General features: G+C 60.8%; 21 protein-coding genes. 9 read left to right on the top strand and 12 right to left on the bottom strand.

The features are described from left to right. Positions 1-7: 7 nt before the first annotated feature. The gene (locus G9X68_RS25670) at positions 8-463 is read left to right on the top strand and encodes a PTS sugar transporter subunit IIA (protein ID WP_171604789.1); all 456 of its coding nucleotides are present in this window, start codon (positions 8-10) and stop codon (positions 461-463) included. Between the two features lie 177 nt (positions 464-640). Here the strand turns inward: G9X68_RS25670 and G9X68_RS25665 are convergent, their stop codons facing one another. Continuing rightward, positions 641-1657, bottom strand: a complete 1017-nt coding sequence (locus G9X68_RS25665) for a porin (RefSeq protein ID WP_129419082.1) — start codon at positions 1655-1657, stop codon at positions 641-643. Between the two features lie 361 nt (positions 1658-2018). On the opposite strand from G9X68_RS25665, the gene G9X68_RS25660 reads away from it, so the two are divergent. The 5 genes from G9X68_RS25660 (at position 2019) to G9X68_RS25640 (ending at position 6923) form a co-directional block, all read left to right on the top strand. Beyond that, positions 2019-3044: a sulfate ABC transporter substrate-binding protein gene (locus tag G9X68_RS25660; protein WP_171604788.1), complete on the top strand. Its 1026-nt coding sequence runs from the start codon at positions 2019-2021 to the stop codon at positions 3042-3044. An 8-nt stretch (positions 3045-3052) separates the two neighbouring features. Continuing rightward, complete coding sequence (gene cysT, locus G9X68_RS25655; protein WP_168312180.1) at positions 3053-3910, top strand: sulfate ABC transporter permease subunit CysT; 858 nt, start codon at positions 3053-3055, stop codon at positions 3908-3910. Continuing rightward, the gene (gene cysW, locus G9X68_RS25650; protein WP_171604787.1) at positions 3900-4772 is read left to right on the top strand and encodes a sulfate ABC transporter permease subunit CysW; all 873 of its coding nucleotides are present in this window, start codon (positions 3900-3902) and stop codon (positions 4770-4772) included. The genes cysT and cysW overlap by 11 nt, the downstream gene beginning before the upstream one ends. A 10-nt stretch (positions 4773-4782) precedes the next feature. Beyond that, complete coding sequence (locus G9X68_RS25645; RefSeq protein ID WP_171604786.1) at positions 4783-5823, top strand: sulfate/molybdate ABC transporter ATP-binding protein; 1041 nt, start codon at positions 4783-4785, stop codon at positions 5821-5823. 263 nt (positions 5824-6086) lie between these two features. Further along, positions 6087-6923, top strand: a complete 837-nt coding sequence (locus G9X68_RS25640) for a cell wall hydrolase (protein ID WP_171604785.1) — start codon at positions 6087-6089, stop codon at positions 6921-6923. Positions 6924-6963: 40 nt separating this feature from the next. Here G9X68_RS25640 and pepT read toward each other — a convergent pair whose 3' ends face one another. The 10 genes from pepT to G9X68_RS25590 form a co-directional block, all read right to left on the bottom strand. Then, positions 6964-8196, bottom strand: coding sequence for a peptidase T (pepT, locus tag G9X68_RS25635; protein ID WP_171604784.1), 1233 nt, complete (start codon positions 8194-8196; stop codon positions 6964-6966). 147 nt (positions 8197-8343) lie between these two features. Next, complete coding sequence (locus tag G9X68_RS25630; protein ID WP_171604783.1) at positions 8344-9402, bottom strand: ABC transporter ATP-binding protein; 1059 nt, start codon at positions 9400-9402, stop codon at positions 8344-8346. Positions 9403-9406: 4 nt separating this feature from the next. Further along, on the bottom strand, positions 9407-10237 hold the full coding sequence (locus G9X68_RS25625; RefSeq protein ID WP_166472052.1) for a carbohydrate ABC transporter permease: 831 nt from the start codon (positions 10235-10237) through the stop codon (positions 9407-9409). Between the two features lie 4 nt (positions 10238-10241). Then, the gene (locus G9X68_RS25620) at positions 10242-11177 is read right to left on the bottom strand and encodes a carbohydrate ABC transporter permease (protein WP_171604782.1); all 936 of its coding nucleotides are present in this window, start codon (positions 11175-11177) and stop codon (positions 10242-10244) included. Between the two features lie 97 nt (positions 11178-11274). Continuing rightward, entirely contained in the window at positions 11275-12534 is a 1260-nt protein-coding gene (locus G9X68_RS25615; RefSeq protein WP_171604781.1) for an ABC transporter substrate-binding protein, read from the bottom strand. A 35-nt stretch (positions 12535-12569) separates the two neighbouring features. Next, on the bottom strand, positions 12570-13742 hold the full coding sequence (locus G9X68_RS25610; RefSeq protein WP_171604780.1) for a PLP-dependent transferase: 1173 nt from the start codon (positions 13740-13742) through the stop codon (positions 12570-12572). Continuing rightward, the gene (locus tag G9X68_RS25605) at positions 13739-14461 is read right to left on the bottom strand and encodes a FadR/GntR family transcriptional regulator (RefSeq protein ID WP_171604779.1); all 723 of its coding nucleotides are present in this window, start codon (positions 14459-14461) and stop codon (positions 13739-13741) included. The genes G9X68_RS25610 and G9X68_RS25605 overlap by 4 nt, the downstream gene beginning before the upstream one ends. A gap of 278 nt (positions 14462-14739) precedes the next feature. Further along, entirely contained in the window at positions 14740-16398 is a 1659-nt protein-coding gene (locus G9X68_RS25600) for an ABC transporter permease (protein ID WP_171604778.1), read from the bottom strand. 52 nt (positions 16399-16450) lie between these two features. Beyond that, positions 16451-17446, bottom strand: a complete 996-nt coding sequence (locus G9X68_RS25595; protein WP_171605067.1) for a Fe(3+) ABC transporter substrate-binding protein — start codon at positions 17444-17446, stop codon at positions 16451-16453. Between the two features lie 162 nt (positions 17447-17608). Beyond that, entirely contained in the window at positions 17609-18640 is a 1032-nt protein-coding gene (locus G9X68_RS25590) for an ABC transporter ATP-binding protein (RefSeq protein WP_171604777.1), read from the bottom strand. Positions 18641-18964: 324 nt separating this feature from the next. Here G9X68_RS25590 and G9X68_RS25585 point away from each other — a divergent pair, with 324 nt between their 5' ends. Together G9X68_RS25585 and G9X68_RS25580 are read left to right on the top strand one after the other, a co-directional pair. After that, a complete protein-coding gene (locus G9X68_RS25585) occupies positions 18965-19243 on the top strand; it encodes a hypothetical protein (protein ID WP_171604776.1) in 279 nt (92 codons plus the stop codon). Positions 19244-19609: 366 nt separating this feature from the next. Beyond that, positions 19610-21235, top strand: coding sequence for a carboxylesterase/lipase family protein (locus G9X68_RS25580; protein ID WP_171604775.1), 1626 nt, complete (start codon positions 19610-19612; stop codon positions 21233-21235). Between the two features lie 72 nt (positions 21236-21307). Here the strand turns inward: G9X68_RS25580 and G9X68_RS25575 are convergent, their stop codons facing one another. Next, the gene (locus G9X68_RS25575) at positions 21308-22138 is read right to left on the bottom strand and encodes an SDR family oxidoreductase (protein ID WP_171604774.1); all 831 of its coding nucleotides are present in this window, start codon (positions 22136-22138) and stop codon (positions 21308-21310) included. Between the two features lie 111 nt (positions 22139-22249). Between G9X68_RS25575 and G9X68_RS25570 the strand changes: the two genes are divergently transcribed. After that, positions 22250-23155, top strand: a complete 906-nt coding sequence (locus tag G9X68_RS25570; RefSeq protein WP_171604773.1) for a LysR family transcriptional regulator — start codon at positions 22250-22252, stop codon at positions 23153-23155. The last annotated feature ends 28 nt before the right edge of the window (positions 23156-23183 follow it).

The raw sequence follows: 23183 nt of genomic DNA, 5'->3' as shown, positions 1-23183 counted from the left end.
GAATGACATGAACCTTCCCAACATCATCAGGCCGGAACACAGCTTCATCGGCGTGTCGGCGCAGACCAAATGGCGCGCGCTGCAGACCATAGCCGACAAGGCCGCCAAGGCTTTCTCCGTCGACGGCCACACCATCCTGAAGGCGCTGGAAGTGCGTGAGAAGCTCGGCTCGACGGGGATCGGCAACGGCATCGCCATCCCGCATGCGGCGATCGACGGCATGACCAGCCCGCGCGGCCTGCTCATCCGCTTCGCCCAGCCGTTGGAGTTCGAGGCAATCGACGATATCCCGACCGACATCGCCTTCGTGCTGCTCTTCGGAGAAAACAATCGCGGCGAATATCTGAACGTGCTGTCCGCCATCGCGCGCCGCCTGCAATCGGACGGCGTGCTTGCCGCCATGCGCAAGGCAAGAACGGTCGACGAATTCTATTCCGATTTCATCGCCGATTCACGGGTGTGACGCCCAAAAACCGCTCACACTTTTCGGCATTAGAAAAAGGCGCGGCCCGAAGGTCGCGCCCGCTCGTCTGCAATCAGACTAAGTTAGAGCGGTTCAGCTTAACGCAGAACCGCTCTAATCTCTTGATTTTACGCAAGTCCGGACGGAAAAACGCTTCGCACGTTTCCTGGAATTGCTTTAGAAATCGCGCTGGAAGCGCAGGAAGCCGAACACTTCGTCGTCGCCTTCGTCCTCATCGTGATATTGCACGCTGAGCTTCGAACGCAGGTCTTCGACGATCTGGTAGTCGATGGTAACACCGGTCGTGTAGGCGCTGCCGCCGGTGAAGCCGTTGCCGTCAGCCTCGAGAGCGATGTTTTCGAAGTACTGGAAGCCGGGAGTGACCTTCCACTTGTCGTTGATCTTCAAGGCGTATTCTGCTGCGATCGTCCATTCGGACTCTTCGTAGTAGTAGTTGGCGCCGCTTGCCCATACGCCGGCGATGCCGAGAGTGCCCGGGCCGATGTCGGCATAGACGATACCGCGGACAGCGACTTCGCTGGTGTCGGTGTCATAACCGGCAAGCAGGTAAGCGCTGATGGCGCCGGCCTTGTAGGAGACCTGGCCTGCGACACCAAAGTTATTCGGGCCTTCGCCCGGCTTGGTGGCGTAGTCATCTTCCAGTTCGTCGACCGAAATGCCGGCCGCGAAAGCGCCGGACTCGTACTGATAACGGATCGAGTTGTGGGTCGTCTCGTTGCTGGCGAGCGTATCTGTCTCGCCGCTCATGTCGTCATCCCACCAGCTATACAGCTTACCGGCGCGGAAACCGGCAATGTCGAGATAGCCCTCATCCAGCAGAGCTTCCTGATCGGAGGCGTTGTCGACATTGTAACGCAGCGTGATGACGCCGGTGAGCGTACCATACTCGGTGTCGTTCTTGGCCTGGAAGGTGACCTGACCGCGAGTCCAGAAGTTTACGTCGGAATCGCCGGATATCTGCTCACCGAAGCGCACTTCGGTACGGATGTAACCGCCGATCGAAAGGCATGTTTCCGTTCCCGGAATATAAAAATAGCCGGTACCGTAGGCGTCGCAAACGCGAACATATTCCACGGGCTCGGGTTCCGCCGCCACGATGGCGTCGGCTGCGCGGGCTCCGGAGGCCGCGGCAAGGGCGGCAACGGAGGCAAAAAGGATAGTTCTGATATTCATTTTGAATGGCCCTAACAGGTTTGGAATGCGAGGCGCACTTCAAGGGATGCCCCCGCGTAGCGGTCGGCGAATACGGCCGCACGGGAGCCATATAGGAACCCGCAAGTGCCATCGCGGCAAAAACTTGGCAAAAATCTGCGGAGAATGGCGCTTTCGTGGAGGAACTGTGGCCAAAAAAACACGGCCCTGCGACGGGACGACAGCGGCGGCCGATTGGCCGCGGCCAACTTCGGCACGTCTATTTCAAAATCGACCCTGAAATGGAACGGCATTCTAACGGTAGCGCCGGAACCGGAAGAACCTTTGTTTCATTATACGACTGACTTGATAGTGTTTAGGCACAAACACGGAGGGTTCCCCAATGCAGACACAACGGCTCACCCGGCTCATCGCAGCCGCGGTCATGGCAGGCAGCTTCGCAATCGGGAGCATTGCTCCTGCATTCGCGGATCAGACGCTTCTTAACGTTTCCTACGATCCGACTCGCGAATTGTATAAGGATTTCAATGCCGCCTTTGCCGCCAAGTGGCAGAAGGACACCGGTGAAACCGTGACGATCCAGGCATCGCATGGCGGCTCCGGCGCTCAGGCCCGCTCCGTCATCGACGGCCTCGACGCCGATGTCGTCACTCTGGCTCTCGAAGGCGATATCGACGCCATCGCCAAGAAGACCGGCAAGATCCCGGCCGACTGGAAGACCAAGTTGCCCAACAATTCGACGCCCTATACGTCGACGATCGTCTTCCTGGTCCGCAAGGGCAATCCGAAGGGCATCAAGGATTGGGGCGACCTGATCAAGGACGACGTGCAGGTCATCACCCCGAACCCGAAGACCTCGGGCGGCGCCCGCTGGAACTTCCTTGCCGCCTGGGCATGGGCCAAGCAGGCGAATGGCGGCGACGACGCCAAGGCGCAGGAATATGTGACGAAACTGCTGCAGCACGTTCCGGTTCTCGATACCGGCGCCCGCGGCGCCACGACCACCTTCGTCCAGCGCGGCCTCGGCGACGTGCTGCTCGCCTGGGAAAACGAAGCCTACCTTTCGCTTGAAGAGCTCGGTCCCGACCAGTTCGAGATCGTAACGCCGGCCTTCTCCATCCGCGCCGACCCGCCGGTCGCCGTCGTCGACGGCAATGTCGACAAGAAGGGCACACGCAAGGTCGCCGAAGCCTATCTTAATTACCTCTATTCGGACGAGGGCCAGAAGATTGCTGCCAAGCACTACTATCGGCCGACCAAGCCGGAAGCCGCCGATCCGGCTGACATCGCCCGCTTCCCGAAGCTGACGCTGGCGACTATCGACGACTTTGGCGGCTGGAAGGACGCACAGCCGAAATTCTTCGGTGATGGCGGGGTATTTGACCAAATCTACAAGCCGGCCCAATAATAGACTTCATGAAAGCACATAGCCCCACGCGGTGGCGGTTCAAGCGGCCGAGTGTCATTCCGGGTTTCGGAATGGCGCTCGGCCTTACCTTGACCTGGCTCACCCTTCTGATCCTCATCCCGCTCTCGGGCCTTGCCGTCCGGTCGAGCGCGCTCGGCTGGGAAACATTCTGGTCGATCGCGCTCGATCCGCGCACGCTGAACGCATTGCGCATCAGCTTCGGCAGCGCCTTCATCGCCGCGATCGTCAACGCCGTGTTCGGCATCATCCTGGCATGGGTGCTGGTGCGCTACCGCTTTCCCGGCAAGCGCGTCATCGATGCCATGGTCGACCTGCCCTTTGCGCTGCCGACCGCCGTTGCCGGCATCGCGCTGACGACGCTCTACGCGCCGAACGGCTGGATCGGCCAGTTCCTGACGCCGCTCGGCATCAAGATCGCCTTTACACCGGCCGGTATCGTCGTGGCGCTGATCTTCGTCGGCCTGCCCTTCGTGGTGCGCACCGTGCAGCCGGTCATGGAGGAAATCGACAAGGAAGTGGAGGAGGCTGCGGCAACGCTCGGCGCCAATCGCTTCCAGACGATTTTCCGCGTACTGCTGCCGGGGCTGGCGCCCGCCGTGCTCACCGGCTTTGCGCTCGCCTTTGCCCGCGGCGTCGGCGAATACGGCTCGGTCATCTTCATCGCCGGCAACCTGCCGTTCAAATCGGAGATCGCGCCGCTGCTGATCATCATCAAACTCGAAGAGTATAATTACGCCGCAGCGACCGGCATTGCGGCGATCATGCTGATCATCTCGTTCGCCATGCTGCTCGTCATCAATCTCATCCAGAGCTGGAGCAGGCGGAGGTACGGTTATGGCGCTTGATGCGACCGCTCAACCAACGAAGCTGCGTTCGGTGACCACCGAAAACAGGATCGCACGCTTCACCCTGATCATCCTCTCGCTCGTCTTCCTGTTGCTGATCCTGCTTCTGCCGCTCGCAGCCGTCTTCGTCGAGGCCTTCCGCAAGGGAGCCAGCCCCTTTCTCGAGGCGCTCGCCGACGCCGAGACCTTCTCGGCGATCCGCCTGACACTGATCGTTGCCGGCGTCAGCGTGCCGCTCAACCTCATCTTCGGGGTTGCCGCCGCCTGGGCGATCGCCAAGTTCGAGTTCAAGGGCAAGGCCTTCCTGACGACGCTGATCGACCTGCCCTTCTCGGTCTCACCCGTCATATCGGGCCTGGTCTTCGTTCTGCTGTTCGGCTCCAGTACCTGGCTCGGCCAGTGGTTCAGCGCGCACGACATCAAGATCCTGTTTGCGGTGCCGGGGTTGATCCTCGCCACCATGTTCGTCACCTTCCCCTTCGTCGCCCGTGAGCTGATCCCGCTGATGCAGGAACAGGGAACGGCCGACGAGGAGGCAGCCCTTTCGCTCGGCGCCAGCGGCTGGCAGACCTTCTGGCACGTGACGTTGCCGAATATCAAATGGGGCTTGCTTTACGGGGTACTGCTCTGCAACGCCCGCGCCATGGGCGAATTCGGCGCCGTCTCGGTGGTGTCAGGCCACATCCGCGGCCAGACGAACACCATGCCGCTGCAGGTGGAAATTCTCTATAACGAGTATAATTTCACCGGCGCTTTTGCGGTCGCCACGCTTTTGGCCTTGCTCGCGCTCGTGACTCTTGTTTTGAAGACGCTGCTGGAAATGCGCTATAGCGCGGAAATCGCCGCCAGCCGGCGGCATTGAAGGAATTGGAATGGAAGTACGCGTTCAAAACATCCGCAAGGAATTCGATCGTTTTCCGGCGCTGCACGATGTCACGCTCGACATTCGCTCCGGCGAGCTGATCGCACTGCTCGGCCCATCGGGCTCCGGCAAGACGACATTGCTGCGCCTGATCGCCGGCCTGGAAAGCCCGACCGAGGGACTGATCTTCTTCGGCGACGAAGATGCCTCGAAGAAATCGGTGCAGCAGCGCAATATCGGCTTCGTCTTCCAGCATTACGCTCTGTTCCGCTACATGACGGTGCTCGAAAACGTCTCCTTCGGCCTGAAGGTCAGAAGCGGTGCGCGGCGGCCGCCGAAGGCCGATATCCGCCGGCGGGCGCTGGAACTGCTCGAACTCGTGCAGCTTTCCGGCCTTGAGAAACGCTATCCGGCGCAGCTTTCCGGCGGCCAGCGCCAGCGCGTGGCGCTCGCCCGCGCCATGGCTGTCGAGCCGAACGTGCTGCTGCTCGACGAACCCTTCGGCGCACTCGACGCCCAGGTGCGCAAGGACCTGCGCAAATGGCTGCGCGAGATCCACGACCGCACCGGACACACCACCGTCTTCGTCACCCACGACCAGGATGAGGCGCTGGAGCTTGCCGACCGCGTCGTCGTCATGAGTCAGGGCGCGATCGAACAGGTCGGCACGCCGGACCAGGTCTACGACAATCCGAATTCTCCCTTCGTCTTCGGCTTCATCGGCCAGTCGAACTGCCTTGAGGTCGAGGTTGCCGACAGCGACATTCGCTTCGAAGGCCGCTCGCTCGGCCTCAATGCCGAAGGCGAGCCGGATGGCACGGCGCAGCTCTACTTCCGCCCGCATGACGTCAGGCTCTGCGAATCAGCTGAAAACTGTATCGCCGGCCAGCCGGTCTCCAGCCGCCGCGTGGCCGGCACTCGCCATATCGAACTCAATATCGGCAATGATCGCCCGCATATCGAGATCGAGTTGCCGCCGAGCGAGGCCGACAGGCTTGACCGCAACCGGGTGGCTTTCAAGCCGACCCGCTGGAAACTGTTCCGCAGCTGATGGAGATAGGGCGGCGACCGACTGCGCCGCGCGTCTTTTCGAGAGCCGCAAGGAGCTGTAACACTTTGAATTGCTGGATGATTTTATCCTTAAATCGATTCTGATTTAAGGAACATGCGGGAGGTCACCGCCGGAATCGCATTTGGCGAGAGTCCCTTGGGCTTTTTGTGATCTGAGGTTGTTTGTATTTCAGTCATATGACGAGTAAAACGTTTTCACTTAATCACAAAGGGCTGGACTAATCCCATAGGAGGCACTTGGCGTTGAGGGCGGAGATTTCCTTTGGAAAATCCCTGATCGGGATTTTGTTCGTAGGACTGGCAGCTGCAAGCTGCACGACGACATCGAAACCGGCGGCAACGGCGGCGAACACCAAGACGAAGCAGGGTCAATCGGCAAAAGTTACGTTCAATTATACGGCCAAGGATCGCGACTGCCTGCAACGCGCGATGTATTTCGAATCGCAGCATTCGGACAAGGACGGCTACATGGCTGTCGGGACCGTTGTCATGAACAGACTGACCTCCGGCGCCTATCCCCCTTCCATCTGCGGCGTCGTGGCGCAGAAAAAGCAATTTGCGCCCGGCGTGATGACGCGCGAAGTCAAGCCGCAGGCGGAACCCGAGCTTGCGAGCGCGGCCGACGCTATACTTGTCAAGGGCGCCCGCCATCCAGCGGTGAAGGATGCGATGTTCTTCCACACGAATGGACTGAAATTCCCCTACGACAACATGCACTATGTGACGGTCGCCGGCGGCAACGCCTTCTACGAGAAGCGCGACTCCAACGGCATGCTTCAAACGCCGCCGCCGCTGCCCTCCTACGAGGTGGCAATGAATTATGTGCCCGGCGAAAGCATGCTGCCGCCGCAATTCGAGGCATTGATACCCTCGGCGGTTCCCATTCCTCTGCCGGCTCCGGACCCCATGGCGACGGCGAGCACGGCGCAGATGCCGATCACTGCACCGGTGACCGCGCCGGAAACATCGCCGGCAACATCGGTCGAGCCTGAGCCGGGAATGCCCATCGCGATCCCGACGCCCCGGCCCGCCTATGACAGCGTGATGCTGCGCGAAAGCCTTCCGGCGAACGGCGGCTAGTCAACCACCCTTCCGGTTTAAGAGTTAGGTGGAAGCGCGCCTAGGCGCGCTCTTCCCAGACCTTCGCCAGTTCTACGATCGTCTTGACGGCCTTTTCCATATCCTGGCGGCTCACCCATTCGAGCGGCGAGTGGAAGGCATGGCCGCCTGCGAAGATGTTCGGGCACGGCAATCCCATGAAGGAAAGGCGCGAGCCATCCGTGCCGCCGCGGATGCTGCCGCGCACCGGCGTCATGCCGGCCCGGCGCACAGCCTCGATGGCGTTCTCGACGATCTCGGGGTGACGATCGAGCACCACCTTCATGTTGCGATACTGCTCCTTCACCTGAAAATGATAGGTCGAGCCGGGATAGGCAGCCATCACGTCCTTGACGATGGCTTCGAGCATCGTTTCCTTTTCCGTCAGCCCCTTGTCGGTGAAGTCACGGATGATGAAGCTCAGCGACGCCTTCTCCATCGAGCCGGTGACGCCGATCGGATGGATGAAGCCCTGCCGGCCTTCCGTGGTCTCGGGAGCAATATCCCTCGGCAGCCGGTCGATGATGGCGCCGGCGATCTTGATGGCGTTTTCCATGCGGTCCTTGGCGAAACCGGGATGGATCGCCACGCCTGAAATGCTGATCTCGACGCCGTCGGCCGAAAAGGTCTCGTCCTCGATATGGCCGGCCGTCTCGCCGTCCATCGTATAGGCGAAGTCGGCACCGAGTTTCTTCAGGTCGACCTTGTTGACGCCGCGCCCGACTTCCTCGTCGGGGGTGAACAGGATCTTGATCGTCCCGTGCCTGATATCAGGATTGTCGACGAGCATCGCAGCCGCGGTCATGATTTCAGCCAGTCCGGCCTTGTCGTCGGCGCCAAGCAATGTCGTTCCGTCGGTCGTGACGATATCGTTGCCGATCTGGTTCTGCAGTTCGGGATGGTCGCTGACGCGGATCACCCGGCCCGTGTCGCCGGCAAGCTTGATATCCCCGCCGGCATAGTTCCTGACGATCTGCGGCTTGACATCGGTGCCGCTGAAATCGGGTGCCGTATCCATGTGCGAGCAGAAACAGATGACCGGCACCGTCTTGTCGCTATTGGCCGGAATGGTGGCGTAGACATAGCCGTGTTCATCGAGATGCGCGTCCGCCAGACCGATCTTCAGCAGTTCATCGACCAGAACCCGGCCGAGATCCTTCTGCTTGCCGGTGGTCGGCTGCGTCGACGAGGCAGGGTCGGATTGCGTGTCGATAACGACATAACGGAGAAAGCGGTCGAGAACAGTGTCGGTCATGGCATCCAGTCCAGCAAGATCACACGGACGATATAGCCCTCATGGGCGACGGGGCAAAAGATTTTTCCGCTCGCAGTGCGGGAGGGTTTCGCCATTCAATCCGTCTCTCAGCCACCACCGCGGCAGCGCGCAACCTACCTCGCCCACTCAGTCGACGCGTTTTCCTTCGGCATCGAACACGTGCAGATACTGGGGCGGGAAGGCCACATTGACCTTCGGACCTGCCTTCAGCGCTTCACGGTTCAGCGTGAAGATCTTGAACGGCAGGCCATGCAGGGCAAGGTGCAGGATGATGCCGAAGCCTGTGGGCTCGACGAGTTCCACATCGGTGGCGAGCCCCGCCCCGCCATCGCTCATCAGCACATGCTCCGGACGGATGCCCAGCGTCACCTTCGCACCGTCGACAAGCGGCAGAGGATTTGCAAGCGGCACGATCGTGCCGTCCTTCAGCTTCACGCCGCCGGCATCATAGCTGGCCTCGAGGAAATTCATCCCCGGCGAGCCGATGAAGCCGGCAACGAAGAGATTGGCGGGGCGGTCATAGAGTTCCAGGGGACTGCCGACCTGCTGGACCACCCCGCCATGCATGGCGACGATCCGGTCTGCCAGCGTCATTGCCTCGATCTGGTCGTGGGTCACGTAGATCGAGGTCGCCTTCAGGTCGCCATGCAGTTTCTTGATTTCGGCGCGCATCTGTTCTCGCAGACGCGCATCGAGGTTCGACAGCGGTTCGTCGAACAGGAAGGCCTTCGGCTGGCGCACGATGGCGCGACCCATGGCGACGCGCTGTCGCTGGCCGCCGGAAAGCGCCTTCGGCCTGCGTTCGAGCAGCGGATCGAGGCCAAGCTTGGCGGCCGCCGCTGCCACCGCGCTTGCAATCTTCTCCTTCGCCACCTTCCGCAGCCTGAGGCTGTAGCTCATGTTGCCGGCGACATTCATATGCGGATAGAGCGCATAGGACTGGAACACCATGGCGATGTCGCGATCCTTGGGATGCAGCTCGTTGACCCTGTTGCCGGCGATGCGGATCTCACCTGATGTGACCTCCTCCAGCCCGGCGATCATCCGCAGCAGCGTAGACTTGCCGCAGCCGGATGGGCCGACGAGCACGACGAATTCGCCGTCCCGGATTTCGAGGTCGACACCGTGCAGCACCTGCACATGGCCATAGGCTTTGCGGATATTCTGGATGTCGATCGATGCCATTTGTTTAACCCTTGACCGCGCCGGCCGTCAGGCCCTGGACGAGATAGCGCTGGATAAGCAGGAAGAAGAGGCCGGCCGGAATGAGCGCCATGACGCCCGCCGCCATCATCTGCCCGAAATCCACCGAGAATTTCGAAACGAAGGTGAGAAGGCCGACGGGGAAGGTCGCCGCGTCATTACCGTTGATCAGCATCAGCGCGAAGAGCAGTTCGCTCCAGGCGGCGGTGAAGACGAAGCCGAGCGTGGCGGCGATCCCCGGCAGCGTGAGCGGCAGGATGATCTGGCGAAACGCCGTGAACTGCGTCGCACCGTCGATCTTCGCCGCCTCTTCGAGATCCCTCGGAATGCCGTCGAAGAAAGACTGCATCAGGAAGGTGGCGAAAGGCACGTTGAAGGCGGTGTAGACGATGACGAGCCCGGTCAGGCTGTTGGTCAGATGCAGAGGCGACAGGATCTTGAAGATCGGCGCGACCAGCATGACCAGCGGGAACATCTGGGTCAGCAGCATCAGAGCGACGATCCAGTATTTTGCCCGGAAATTGAAGCGCGACAGCGCGTAGCCGGACAGCGAGGCGCAGATCGTCACGGTGACGGCCGTCGAGGCCGAGACGATCAGGCTGTTCTTGAAGAAGGTCGGAAAGGCGCTGTGGCGCAGCACGAAGGCATAGTGATCCCATGTCGTGCGCGACGGCCACATGCGCACGCCCTCGCTATAGAGCAGGTCGTTCGGCGTCACGGAGACCTTGAGCAGCCAGAACAGCGGAAAGAGGGCGAAGCCGATATAGCAGAGGATCGCCAGGCGGTGTGCGACGGTGGGAATGACGGATCGTCTCATGATCTCAATCCTTGTTCAGCAGCGTCTGCCGGAGCAGGATGATCAGCATCGAATAGGCAAGCAGCAGCACGAGCAGCACCAGCGCGATCGCCGAGGCATAGCCGAAATCGAGCCGCCTGAAGGCTGTCGTGAAGATGTAGCTCGCGACGATCTGCGTCCGGTCCGCCGGGCCGCCATTGGTCATGACGACGATGAGATCGGCGAAATTGGAAATCCACACGGTGCGCAGCAGCACGGTGATGGCGATCGTTGGCGCCAGAAACGGCAGGGTGATCGAGCGGAAGCGCTGGAACCAGCCGGCGCCGTCGATCGACGCCGCCTCATAAAGATCTCGCGGGATCGCCTGCAGCGCCGCAAGCAGCGTAATCGCGAAGAAGGGAATGCCCCACCAGACATTGGCGACGATCGGTCCCCACATCGCATAATTGGGATCGGAGAGGATATTGCCCGGCTCATGCATTAGCCCGAGGGCGAATAGCCAGTGCGGGATCGGCCCGATGACGGGATTGAACAGCCAAGCCCAGTTGAGGCCGGCGAGAAAGGACGGCACGGCCCAGGGCAGGAAGACCAGCGCCTGCGCGATTGCCCTGCACTTGAACGGTTTGTCGAGCAGCAGCGCCAGGATCAGCCCGAAGACGAACTGCAGGACGACGGAGGCGCCGGTCCACCAGAGCGTGTTCCGCAGCGCGCCGTAGAAGGCGGCATCGCCGGCAAGCTCGCGGAAATGATCGAGCCCGATGAAGCCACCGGAAAACGGATTGAGCAGCTGGATATCGCGGAAGGCGTAGGAAATGCCGACCGTCAGCGGGACCAGCATCACCGCAATGATCAGGATCAGCGACGGCGCGCTGTAGAGATAGGGCTCCGAAGCATCGGCAACGCGACGCAGCCATGGCCTGCGGTCGCGACGCATGTCGAGCGTATCGGCGGAAATGGTCATCAGCCAGAAGTTCCCATTCGCGGCGTTCATGTGCCGTCTGTGTCATCAAAAAAAGCGGCGGCGGCCTGTTCCGAGGCCGCCGCCGTCGATCCGTCGCTTATTTCTTGGCGAGGAACTTCTGCTGCGCCTTGGTGAGGTATTCGGCCCACTGGTCGGCCAGATCCTTCGCCGAGATATCGCCGAGCAATGCCTGCTGCGAGGTCTTGATCGCCAGCGAATCCTTGAAGAAGGCGAATTCCTCGAGGTAGGTCGGCATGACTGTTGGTACCGTGTTCGGGTCCGCCAGTTCCTCGAACCAGCCCTTGAACTGGTCACCGGCGTAGAAGGGGTCCTTCTCGGCCGCCGTGTAGGCCGGCAGGGCGCCGATGCGCTTATTCCATTCGAGATTGCCTTCAGGCCCTTCGAGGGTGGCGATCAGCTTCCAGGAGAGGTCCTTGTTGCCGCTGGTCGTGAACATCGACCAGCCGCCATAACCGATGGTCGGGAAGGACTTGCCGTCGGGGCCCTTCGGCAGCGGCATGACACCGAAATCCTCCTTCTTCATGCGTTCGGCGATGGCGATCAGCGCGTCCGGGTCCTGGTCGAGGAAGGCGCAGGTGCCGGAATAGAAGCCAGCGACGACTTCGTTGAAGCCCCAGTTTACGCTGTCCTTCGGCGCATAGCCCTTCTTGTAGAGATCGACCATCCATTCGATGCCCTTGGCCCAGCCGGGGCTGTTCATCGTCGAGGTGCCGTCGTCGTTGAAGTACTTGTTCGAGCCGGCCATCGAGGCGGCGAAGATCATCCAGCCGTTGAGGCCGCCCGGTCCGCCGCGCATGCAGTAGCCATATTTGCCGGGCAGTTTGGAAACCTTTTCCGAAGCGGCGGTGAATTCTTCCATCGTCTTCGGCGGCGCGGCGACGCCGGCTTCCGACAGCAGCTTCTTGTTGTAGAACATCGCCCTGAGATAGAAGCCGTAGGGCAGCATATAGGCGGTGTTCTTGACGTCGCGGCCGAGTTCGAGCGCGCGCGGCGTCAACTCCTTGGTGTGCTCCCACTTTTCGAGGTAGGGCTCCAGGCTCTCGAGCATGCCGTTATTGGCATAGAGCGATAGCCAGGTATCGGGCATTTCCATCACATCGGGCACGTCGCCGGCGGATACCATGGTCGCGAACTTCTGGAACGCTTCGTTCCAGGGCAGCGAGATGATGTCGACCTTGGTGCCGGGATTGGCGGCTTCGAATTTGCCGACGATCGATTTCAGCGTTTCGGTGCGCTCCGGACTGGTGATTACTTCGACAAGCTTGAGCGTGGTATCGGCAAAGGCCGTGCCCGCCATCATCGAAGCAAAGAGCGTCGAGATTATTAGTTTTTTCATGGCTCAGTTCCCCCTTGTTAGGTTTCTCTCGGGTTTCAGGATTGTAAGGCGGCGGCGAGCGCCTCCTCGATGTCTCTCCACAGAGCCTCGGTTCCTTCGAGGCCGACATGGAGACGTACGGATCGCGCATGGATGCCGAAGGCATGTGCGGAATTCGGCTGTGCCTTCTGCTGAAGCACCACCTCGCCCGGTACGATCAGGCTTTCATGTCCACCCCAGCTTACGCCCAGTTTGAAGAGCTTGAGGTGATCGGCGAAGGCGCGGATATCGACGCCTTCGCGGAATATGAACGAAAACAGGCCCGAGGTGCCGTTGAGGCCGGCGGGCAGGCGGTTGGCGAGCCCCGGATGGCAGACTGTCTCCACCACATCGAGCTTCTGCAGGCGCCTGGCGATTTCGAGAGCGGATGCCTCATGGGCCCGCATGCGCAGCGGCAGCGTGCGCAACCCGCGGATCAGGAGCCAGGCGTCGAACGGCGAAAGCTTGCCGCCGAGATAAGGATAGGCCTCTGCCTTGACGCGCGCAATCATCGCCTTCGAGCCCGCGATGACGCCCGCCACCACATCGCTGTGGCCACCGAGATATTTCGAGGCCGAATGAATGACGAGGTCGACGCCGAGCGTCAGCGGCCGCTGGAAGAACGGGCTTGCCCAGCTATTGTCGATCATCGAGACGACGCCATGTTGTCTGGCGAGTGCTGCGAGCGCGCCGACATCATGCGCTTCCATCACCCAACTCGTCGGGCTTTCCATGTAGAACAGCTTGGCGCCGGGCAGCGCCTGGGCGACCGCTTCCTCGTCGCGCCCGTCGACATAGGACACCTCGATCTTCATCCGCTTCAGGATGGTGCCGAACAGCCGGAACGCATCGGGATAGACATGTTTGACAGCGACGATGCGGTCGCCCGGTTCGACGAAGCTTAAGACCGCCGACGAGATCGCCGCCATGCCGCTGGCAAAACCCAGCGCATCCTCGGCACCTTCGAGCTTGGCGAGCATTTCCTCGAAGGCACGTACCGTCGGGTTCAGCCCGCGCGTGTAGATCGGCCGCACCTTCTCGCCGCGGTAGGAGGCGATCATGTCGTCATAATCGGAAAAGGTGAAAAGCGACGTCTGGAAAATCGGCGGCACGACGGCGTCGGCGAAGTTGCCTTCGTCATGCGCGGTGATGAGGGAAGCAAGATCGAACGGTTCTGCGCCGTTGCTCATTTGGACATTTCCTTGATGTCTTCCTCGACGATATCGAGAATTTTCAATGTTTCGGCGCGCGCCGCCTCGGGATCCCCGGCAGCGATCGCGTCGAAAAGGGTGCGGTGAAAGGGAAAGGACCGGCGCGCGAAATCCTGCCGGTCGAACGGATGCTCCCAGAAGCGCTCGAAGGTCTCGCGCATCTGTTCGAGAAGCTGGCGAAACAGCGGATTGTGAGTGGCGTCGTAGACGGCGAGATGAAAGGCCAGATCCTCCGGCCCGGAGGTGCCTTTCTCCAAGTGCACCCGCTCCATAGCATCCAGCTTTTCCTCGATGACGACGAGATCCGTGTTCGTGCGTCGCCGCGCCGCAACCATGCCCGCTTCGCATTCGATGCCGCGGCGAACCTCCAGCGTCTGCAGCAGCACGTCGCGCAGATGAACCGTGTCGAACGACAGCGGCATATGGATCGTTGCCCTGGAAACCGGCTTCAGCAGATAGGTGCCGCTGCCCTTGCGCGTCTCGATGACGCCGAGCGCCTGGAAATGGCGGATCGCCTCGCGAATGGTCGAGCGGCCGACGGCAAGGGCTGCCATCAGCTCGCGCTCGGCCGGCAGCCGATCGCCCGCCTTCAACCTGGCTTCCTCAACATAATCCGCCAGCGCATCGGTCACCTGACGCGCGCGGTCCATGACCGGAAGCGGCCGGATCACCGGCCTGTCGCTACGATTTGCCTTCATGGTTCCCCATTTTCTTATCAGGCAGCCGACCTCTGAATTGGTCTGACATCTTAGCATTTCGCATAGGGCGGAAAACGTCAAGTCGGCAACGTCCATTTTTGGTCCCGCTCCTCCACGACGTCCCTTGGCCCCTCCAAAATGGCCTCTCTCCTGGTGCCGGTGTTACGATTTACAGAGGTCAAGCAGCCATTCGGCCACGACCTTGCCATGGCGATCGATGTGTCGCTTTGCGTTGTTTAATGGAGGTCGCGGAGCCGGCATTCCCATCGGCATGCCTGCTAGCGGATACGTCCGATCCGCGACAGCAAAATGGCCGGCAGGATGCCGATCAGCACGATGGCGAGCGCTGCAATCGAGGCTTCCTCGTAAGTGCCTCTGGCAGCCTCTCCATAAAGATGAGTTGCGAAAGTCTCGACATTGAGTGGCCGCAGGAGGAGCGTCGCCGGCAGCTCCTTTACACAATCGACGAAGACCAGTAGCGCGGCAGCTGAGATTGCCGCCTTTGAAAGCGGCAAATGCACGTACCGCAGGGTGCCTGCGGTGGACTGCCCCAGCGAACGTGACGCATGATCAAGCGACAGGGAAATGCGCGATAGACCGGCTTCCATGCTGCCGGCGGAGATCGCCAGAAACCGCACGATGAGCGCATATATGACGGCAGCACCCGATCCCATCAGGAGCAGACCAGTGGACACATCAAACAAGGAAAGCGCGGTGCGGTCGATAAACTGGTCGAGCCCGCCAAGGATGATCAGCACGCCGATGGCGACCACGGTGCCGGGAGCCGCATAGCCAATCGTGGAACAGCGCAGGAGCCAGGAGGACGGCTGGCCCGGCCGCAGGCGGGTCGCGTAGACGGCGAGAAGGCCAAGGATGACGGTCGTGATTGTCGCCAGGGTGGCGATAACGATCGTATTCACGGCCTCATCGATGATCCGTGGGGATATGCCAGCGAACCGATAGCGTTTTGCCGCTTCGATCAACAGATAGAGCGCGGGCGCGGCGAAGCCTAGGATGACCGGCAGAAGACCGCCGAGAAACAGCAGTACGCCTTTTCCCAAGGATACCCGCCGCGGTTGGAAACTTCGCATCCGGCGCACATCGATCGAGTAGCCCTGCTTGCGTCGCGCCCATCGCTCAACCGCAACAATTGCGACGACGATGAGAAGAAGGGCAAGGGCGATCTGCGACGCTCCCGATAAATCGGAGCGGGTGATCCAGGTCGTATAGATGGAAACGGTGATCGTTCGGACACCGAGGAATTCGGCGGCGCCTATATCGTTCAACGTTTCCATCAGTGCAAGGCTGATACCCACGGCAACAGCGGGGCGCGCGAGCGGCAGAGCGACCCGCCAGAAGACCGCGCGGCGAGATGTGCCGAGCGTGCGTGCCGCGTCGACGAGATTGCCGGATTGCGTGAGGAACATCGCGCGCGTGGGGATGTAGACATAGGGGTAGAGCACGATTCCGAGAAGCAGGATGCAGCCAGCCGTGGAACGGACGTCCGGAAGGCGAAACTGGCGCGGGGTCTCGTAGCCTAGCAACCAGCGCACGGCATCCTGCACGGGACCGATCGGATGCATTATATCCAGATAGGCATAGGCAACGATGTAGGTCGGAACGGCAAGCGGCAGAAGCAGCATCCACTCCAGAGCATGCCTGCCGGGAAAATCATAGGCGGTCACCAGCCATGCCGTCGTCGTGCCAACCACAGCAGTGATGACGCCGACCCCCGCAAGGAGAATGACGGTGTCGACAAGCGCGACGGGAAGGATGGTCGAGAAAAGATGTCCCCAAAGACCCGCCGAACCCTTCGAGGCTTCGATGAGCAAACCCCCGATCGGCAACATGGCAATGAGGGCGATAGTGGCGGCAATCGTCAGCCATGCGCTGCCAGGGCGCTTTGCAGAACGGGCGGGCGCCGAGCTCGGAAACATCACTTGGTCCGTTTTCGGGGGAAGGCGCCTGTCAGCGGCGCCTTCCCTGTCCTTAGTTGTCGAAGCCGACCTTGTCTACGAGTTCACTCGCCTGCTTGCGATGGCTGACGATCTCGGACAAGGGCTTGCTGTCGATCTTTAGTTCGCCAAAGGATGCGATGATCGGATCGGCCGCGACGCCTGCCTTCACGGGATATTCGTAATTGGCCTCAGCATAGATCTTCTGTGCTTCGTCAGAGACGAGATATTCGAGAAGTTTGACGGCTTCAGCCTTGTTCGGTGAATGCTTGGCGATTGCCGCGCCGCTGATATTCACCTGCGTCCCGCCGTTCTTGAAGGTCGGCAGGATGACCTTGATGGCGTCGCCCCACTTGACCTGCTCTTCACCACCCTTGCCGGACCGCATCAGGCCGACATAATAGGAGTTGGCGATACCGATATCGCAAATGCCGCCGAGGATATCCTTGGCCGAATCGCGATCGCCGCCGGCTGCCTTACGGGCGAGATTGGCCTTGACACTTGTCAGCCATTTCTCGGTTTCTTCCGCGCCGTAATGAGCGATGTAGTCAGCAAACAGTGCCGTATTATAAGGGTGTTGACCCGAGCGTATGCAGACCTTGCCCTTCCACTTGGGATCGGCAAGCTCCTCGTAGTCGAATGTGCTAATGTCAATGTCCTTGGCCGCGTAGAGCACACGCGCGCGCATCGAAAGTGCAAACCAGTTGCCCTTGGGATCACGCAGCTGTTCCGGGATTGCCGAATTCAGAACAGGCGATTCGACCGGTTGCGTTACGCCTTTGTCGACCAGATCGACAAGGTTGCCGGCATCGACGGCCATCAGGATGTCAGCCGGGGAGCTGGCGCCCTCGGAGGCGACACGCTCTGCCAGGCCATCCTTCAGGAAAATCGTATTGATCTTCGTCCCGGTCGATTTGGTGAACGCCTCCAGAAGAGGTGCGATCAGAGCCGGCTCTCTCGTCGTGTAAAGGTTGATTTCTGCGGCCGCAGCGATGCAAGGCGACATCAGCGCCGAAGCAGCAAGCAGCATGGATGCGAGGATAGAGCGCGAATTCATTATGTCCCTCCGAATGAATGCGCATCCCTTGAGCAGTTCATGACCCTGAAAGTCAAGTTTTCCCTGGAGCTTGATGCCGAATATCACGGAAACTTGATGAGGAGGTCAGCAGCATGGGCCAGCGCAGGTCAGCTGTCAAAAGGCCAACAGCCGCTCGGGGAGGATTGATATCTGAATATTCTCTGCGTCGACCGGGAGCCGCTCCAAAGCTCTCGCCTTAAGCGGCACATCGAGGCCATCAACCTTCAACGTTATCTGCTCGAATTCGCCATGCAAAACACGGTCCTCGATACGAGCGGCAATTCCCGAGCCGGGGGACAGCGAAATCGCATGCGGGCGGATATAAACGGTCACGGAGCTTGCGGGCGGACGATCAAGCGCATAGGCGAAGTTACCGATCGCGGTCTCGATCCATCCGCCACGGTAAACGCCGGGAACTTTGCTGGACGCGCAAAAGAACTCTGCCGCGTAAGGATTCGTTGGACGGTCGTGCAGATCATAGGCGGAACCGGACTGGACGATTTCACCTGCCCGCATCAGAACCACCTGATCACCGACGGAAAGTGCTTCCTGGGGATCATGCGTCACGATGATCACGGTCGTGCCGAGTGCCCTCAAGAGGCTCAAGGTGTCGCTGCGTACCTTTCCACGCAGGCCCTGATCCAGATTGGAAAAAGGTTCGTCCATCAGGACGATACTCGGCCGAGGCGCCAGAGCCCGGGCTAGTGCGACACGCTGCTGTTCACCGCCCGAAAGGGTGTGCGGATAGCGATGCGTTAGATGTTCGATTCCGACCTTGCTGATCATCTCCTCTGCTCGCGCGGTTGCTTCGCCTTTCGGATGTCGCTTGAGACCAAAGAGGATATTGGCTCGTACAGTCAGGTGCGGGAAGAGAGCATAGTCCTGAAAGACGAATCCGACGCCACGCGCCTCCGGTTCGACGAAAGTGGTCGAACTGGCGACCTCGCGGCCTTCGAGGAGGATGCGGCCGGATTCCGGTATCTCGACACCGGCAATCATGCGCAGGAGCGTAGACTTGCCGCAACCGGAATGGCCCACGAGCGAAACCGCATCTCCGCGCCGAATATGAAGAGAAAGATCCTGCACGGCTGCAGTGATACCAAAGCGACGGGTAACATTTTCCAGCCGTACTGCGATTGCGTTCATTTCAGCTTTCATGCTCGCCGGTGGCTTCCAGTGCAAGTCCTGAAACACCCCTAGAACATACCGAGGCAGGTCGGGACAAGCGCAATCTGTTCCGCAAGCACGGCAAGCTATTTGCCGTTTCAAAGTTGCGGCAAAAACTTCTCGCCGGCATCTTTCCACCCGTCGCCACAGATGACCGTTCCGGAATACCGCGCCAATCGCAACGGCCGCGATCACCTTAAGTGCCGTCACGCCGGAGATTGCACCTTGTCTCGCTTTTCCGAGATACGCAGTGGAACCGGCTCTCTCTTCAATTGTTCCTCTCGATCAGCAGGGAGCTTTCAAATGACCTACGTCGCATCGCCAAGCTACGACCGTAACGACGCCAGCCGCGCTTCGAACCTCCGTCAGTGTCTCGATACCGCCAGACACCACCTCGATGAGACTTCGCACAACTCGGAAACCGAGAAAATCGAAACGCTCGTGGCTTCCGCCATCAAGGCGGGTTGGGAAGAGGATGAAGTGCGCGAGGCACTGAGCGCCGGCGACGAGCAGGGAAGCAAGATACAGGAGCGCAAACCACCCGTCCCAACGATTGGGGTGGTCCCTTCGTCATCTTTCTGACCAGTGGCAGACGCTAACGCGGTCCGGGCAAGCGGCGCCATGTATCTCGCCGCCTAATCACCTGGGCGGATAGTTGGCCAATCGCTACCACTTTGGCGCCGAGTGGTGTTCCGTCGGGCGTGCTCAAGACGCTCGACGTCCGGCAGGACCAAAGCGCGCAGAAGCGGCCCGCGCGTTGGATCTCCTGGCTCATTGGAGGCCGGTCGGCAAGAAGACCCGTTCAAACCCTCCGGTGTGATCCTCTCTCCAGCAAACCATGACTGTGGCCTGACAATCATCGGTGCCGACCTAGTTAGTCACCGACGGCCGGGGATGGCGGCCGTCGGGCTTTTGAAAACTCGAAATCAACGACAAGAGGATCAGTTGATGAAAAGGACGTTCTTATATTATTGCGCTTTGATATCCGCGCTGTCGGCGATGACACCTTCCATCGTCGGCACGCCCGCTCTCGCCGAAGAGTTTGTTGCTTCGCAGAGCAAGACGGTTGTTGAAACCAACAAGGGCAGTCTCGTCGGCGCACTCGACGATGGCATCTACAGCTATCTTGGCGTCCCCTATGCACATGCCGACCGCTTCATGCCGGCGGAAGAGGTCGCGCCCTGGAAAGGCATCCGTCCCGCAGTCACTTATGGCGAGAATTGCTTCATCCCCCGCATGAAGGAAGTGGCCGGCGACGAACTCTTCAATCCGCACCGCTATCTGCCGATGAGCGAAGCTTGCCAGTTCCTGAACATCTGGACGCCAGCGATCAAGGACGGAAAGAAACGGCCGGTCATGGTTTGGATCCATGGGGGCGGCTTCACCAATGGCTCCGGCATCGAACTGACCTCTTATGACGGCCATAATCTGAGCAAGGATGGCGATGTCGTCGTCGTCACCCTCAACCACCGGCTCAACGTGCTCGGCTTCCTCGATCTTTCCGCCTATGGCGAGAAGTTCAAACGGTCGGGCAATGCCAGCGTCACAGATCTCGTCGCTGCGCTGAAATGGGTCCACGACAACGCCGAGGCCTTCGGCGGCGACCCCGGCAACGTGACGATTTTCGGCCAGTCCGGCGGTGGCTACAAGGTGCGCGCCCTGATGGGGACGCCGTCAGCGAAGGGCCTCTTCCAGAAGGCCATCGTCCAGAGCGGCTCGCGGACCGATTCCGTCATCGATCAAGCGTCTTCGCGCAAGGTGGCCGAACTGACGCTCGCCAATCTCGGTCTCAAGGCCAGCGACATCGACAAGCTTGCCGACGCAGACTATTACGATCTCCTTGCGGCGGCCGACAAGGCCGTCAAGGAGGCGACCGCCCAGGGCGCGAAGGACGCCCGCTATGCGCCCGTTCAGGACGGCGACTACATTCCAGCGAACCCTGTCGGGACACAGTGGGTCGACCAGGCCAAGGACATTCCGCTGATGGTCGGCAACACCCTCAACGAGTTCGAGACGGTGATCAATCACAAGGCGGGCGAGCTGCTTGCCGACAACAAGAACGGCTGGGACGATGCGAAGGCTCAGGCCAAGCTGAAGGAGCGCTTCGCCGACAAATCCGACGCGGTCGGCAAGGCATTCATGGCCGCCTACCCCGAGAAAAAGATCGCCGACGCCTATTTCCTCGACCTGCGCTTCCGGCCGGGCGCCATCCGTGATCTCGACCTGAAGGCGAAGCAGAACGGGGCTCCGGTCTACTCCTACATGTTCGCCTACGAGTCACCGGTCCTGGATGGGATTGCCATGGCCTGGCATTGTGCGGAACTGCCCTACGTGTTTGCGAACGCCGCCTTGGTCAAGACGTCGACCGGCGGGGGCAGCGACGCTCTTACGCTTTCCAAAAAGGTGAGCCAGGCCTGGGTCAACTTCGCGCGCAACGGCAAGCCGAGCGCCGAGGGCTTGCCCGACTGGCCGGCCTACACAACCGACAAACCAGCGACCATGGTCCTCGACAAGCAACCCCGCGTGGCGGTCGATCTCGATCGCAAGCTGCTGCAGGCAGCCGGCGCCCTTTAACGCCAATTGGACATACGGCGCCGGCTGACATAGACCCGGCCGGCGCCGGCAGCGGCATTTGCTGGCCGTGCGTCAGCCATCGACATCCGTGGAGATCGTCACCTCCTTGAAGGCGTCGAGCTCAGCCAACCGCTGGACCAGCGCCTTGCGGATCGAGGCATAGCTGCCGGCGCCGAGCGCCAGCCGCTTCGGAGCCGAGTGCTGTTCGGCAGCCTCGATCATCGCCTGCGCCATCTTGACGGGGTCACCCTTGGCTTCGAACGTGCCGTCGGCGATGGCGCGGCGGATTTCGCCGGCCGGCGTCGCGTCATAGGCTTCCATCGGTTGCGGCGCGACCAGGCCGCGCCCAAAATCGGTCCGCGCCGGACCTGGCTCGGCAATGATGAACTCGATGCCGAAGGGAGCGACCTCCTGCGAAACGGCTTCGATGAAGCCTTCGATGCCCCATTTGGTCGCGTGGTAGAGGCTGAAATTCGGATAGGCGATCTGCCCGCCTTCCGAAGACACCTGCAGGATGCGGCCGCCGCCCTGCGCCCGCATATGCGGCAGCGCTGCCCGGATCACCTGGATCGAGCCGATCAGGTTGGTATCGATCTGATGGCGGATCTGTTCGTCGCTCACCTCTTCTGCAGCACCGAACAGGCCGTAGCCGGCATTGCTGACGACAACGTCGATCCGGCCCATCGCTGCAAAAGCGGCATCGACGACCGAGCGCACCGCCCCATCATTGCTGACGTCAAGCGTCGCGATCCAGAGGTTCTCGCCGTACTGCGACTTCAAGTCGCTTAGCGCTTCCGGTCTGCGCACTGTCGCCGCGACGCGATCGCCGCGCGCCAGCAGTTTTTCGGTCATGATGCGCCCGAAACCGGAGGAGGCGCCCGTTATCATCCATGTCCTTGTCATTGTCTTACCCTTTTCACGCCGCGGATTTGCGGCTGCTCTTGAAGGTAAAGATAGATAAGCCTATTCCTGCTTCCATCCGTCGAATACTGCATGAGTTGGTGAATTTTAGCCATGAATTACAAGCCGACCCTTGCCGATCTGAGAGCCTTATCTGCCATCGTCACTCATCGCAGCTTCCGCAAGGCCGCCGACGAGTTGGGCCTGTCGCCTTCGACGCTCAGCCATATGATGCGTTCGCTCGAAGCAAATATGGGCATTCGGCTTCTCAACCGGACGACCCGCAGCGTCGCGGCGACGGAAGCCGGCGAGCGCCTCGTCACCCGTCTGACGCCACTGTTCAGGGATTTCGATCTGGCGCTCGAGGAGGTCAACGAATTCCGCGGCCATCCCAGTGGCACATTGCGGATCAATACCAGCGAGATCGCCGCGCGGGTGCTGCTCGATGCCGCTGTCCCGACCTTTCTCACCCGCTATCCCGATATGTCGCTCGATCTCGTCACCGACAATCGGCTCGTCGATGTCGTTGCCGACGGTTTCGATGCCGGCATAAGACTTCGCGAGGCGGTGCCGCTCGATATGATCGCGGTGGAATTCGGCGGCGATACCCGTTTTGTCGCCGTCGCTTCGCCGGCCTATCTCGCAGCGCATCCGGCGCCGCAGACACCGGACGAATTAAACACCCACGCCTGCATCCGCTTCCGGCTGCCAAGCGGCAAGCTCTTCCGCTGGGAGTTCGAAAAACACGGCCACGAGCTTGCCGTCGACGTTCCGGGCGTGCTGACGCTCGACCATGTCGAGCTGATGGCGCAGGCAGCGGCAAAGGGGCTCGGCATCGCCTATGTCTCGGATCGCACTGCCCGGCCGTTTCTCGAAAGCGGCGCGCTCGTCACCGTGCTTGACGACTGGTGTCCCGCCATTCCGGGCCTCTGTCTCTATTATCCCGGCCACCGTCACGTGCCGCAGGGTTTGCGGGCTTTCATCACGGTGCTGACCGAGGTCGAGCGTCACGGTCGATAGGCCGCCTTGGCCGAGTTCTGCCGATATC

It is taken from the genome of Rhizobium changzhiense, assembly GCF_013087625.1.
GTDB lineage: Bacteria > Pseudomonadota > Alphaproteobacteria > Rhizobiales > Rhizobiaceae > Rhizobium > Rhizobium sophorae.
The sequence above is the reverse complement of the archived record's forward strand: the minus strand, read 5'-3'. Positions and strand labels throughout refer to the sequence as shown.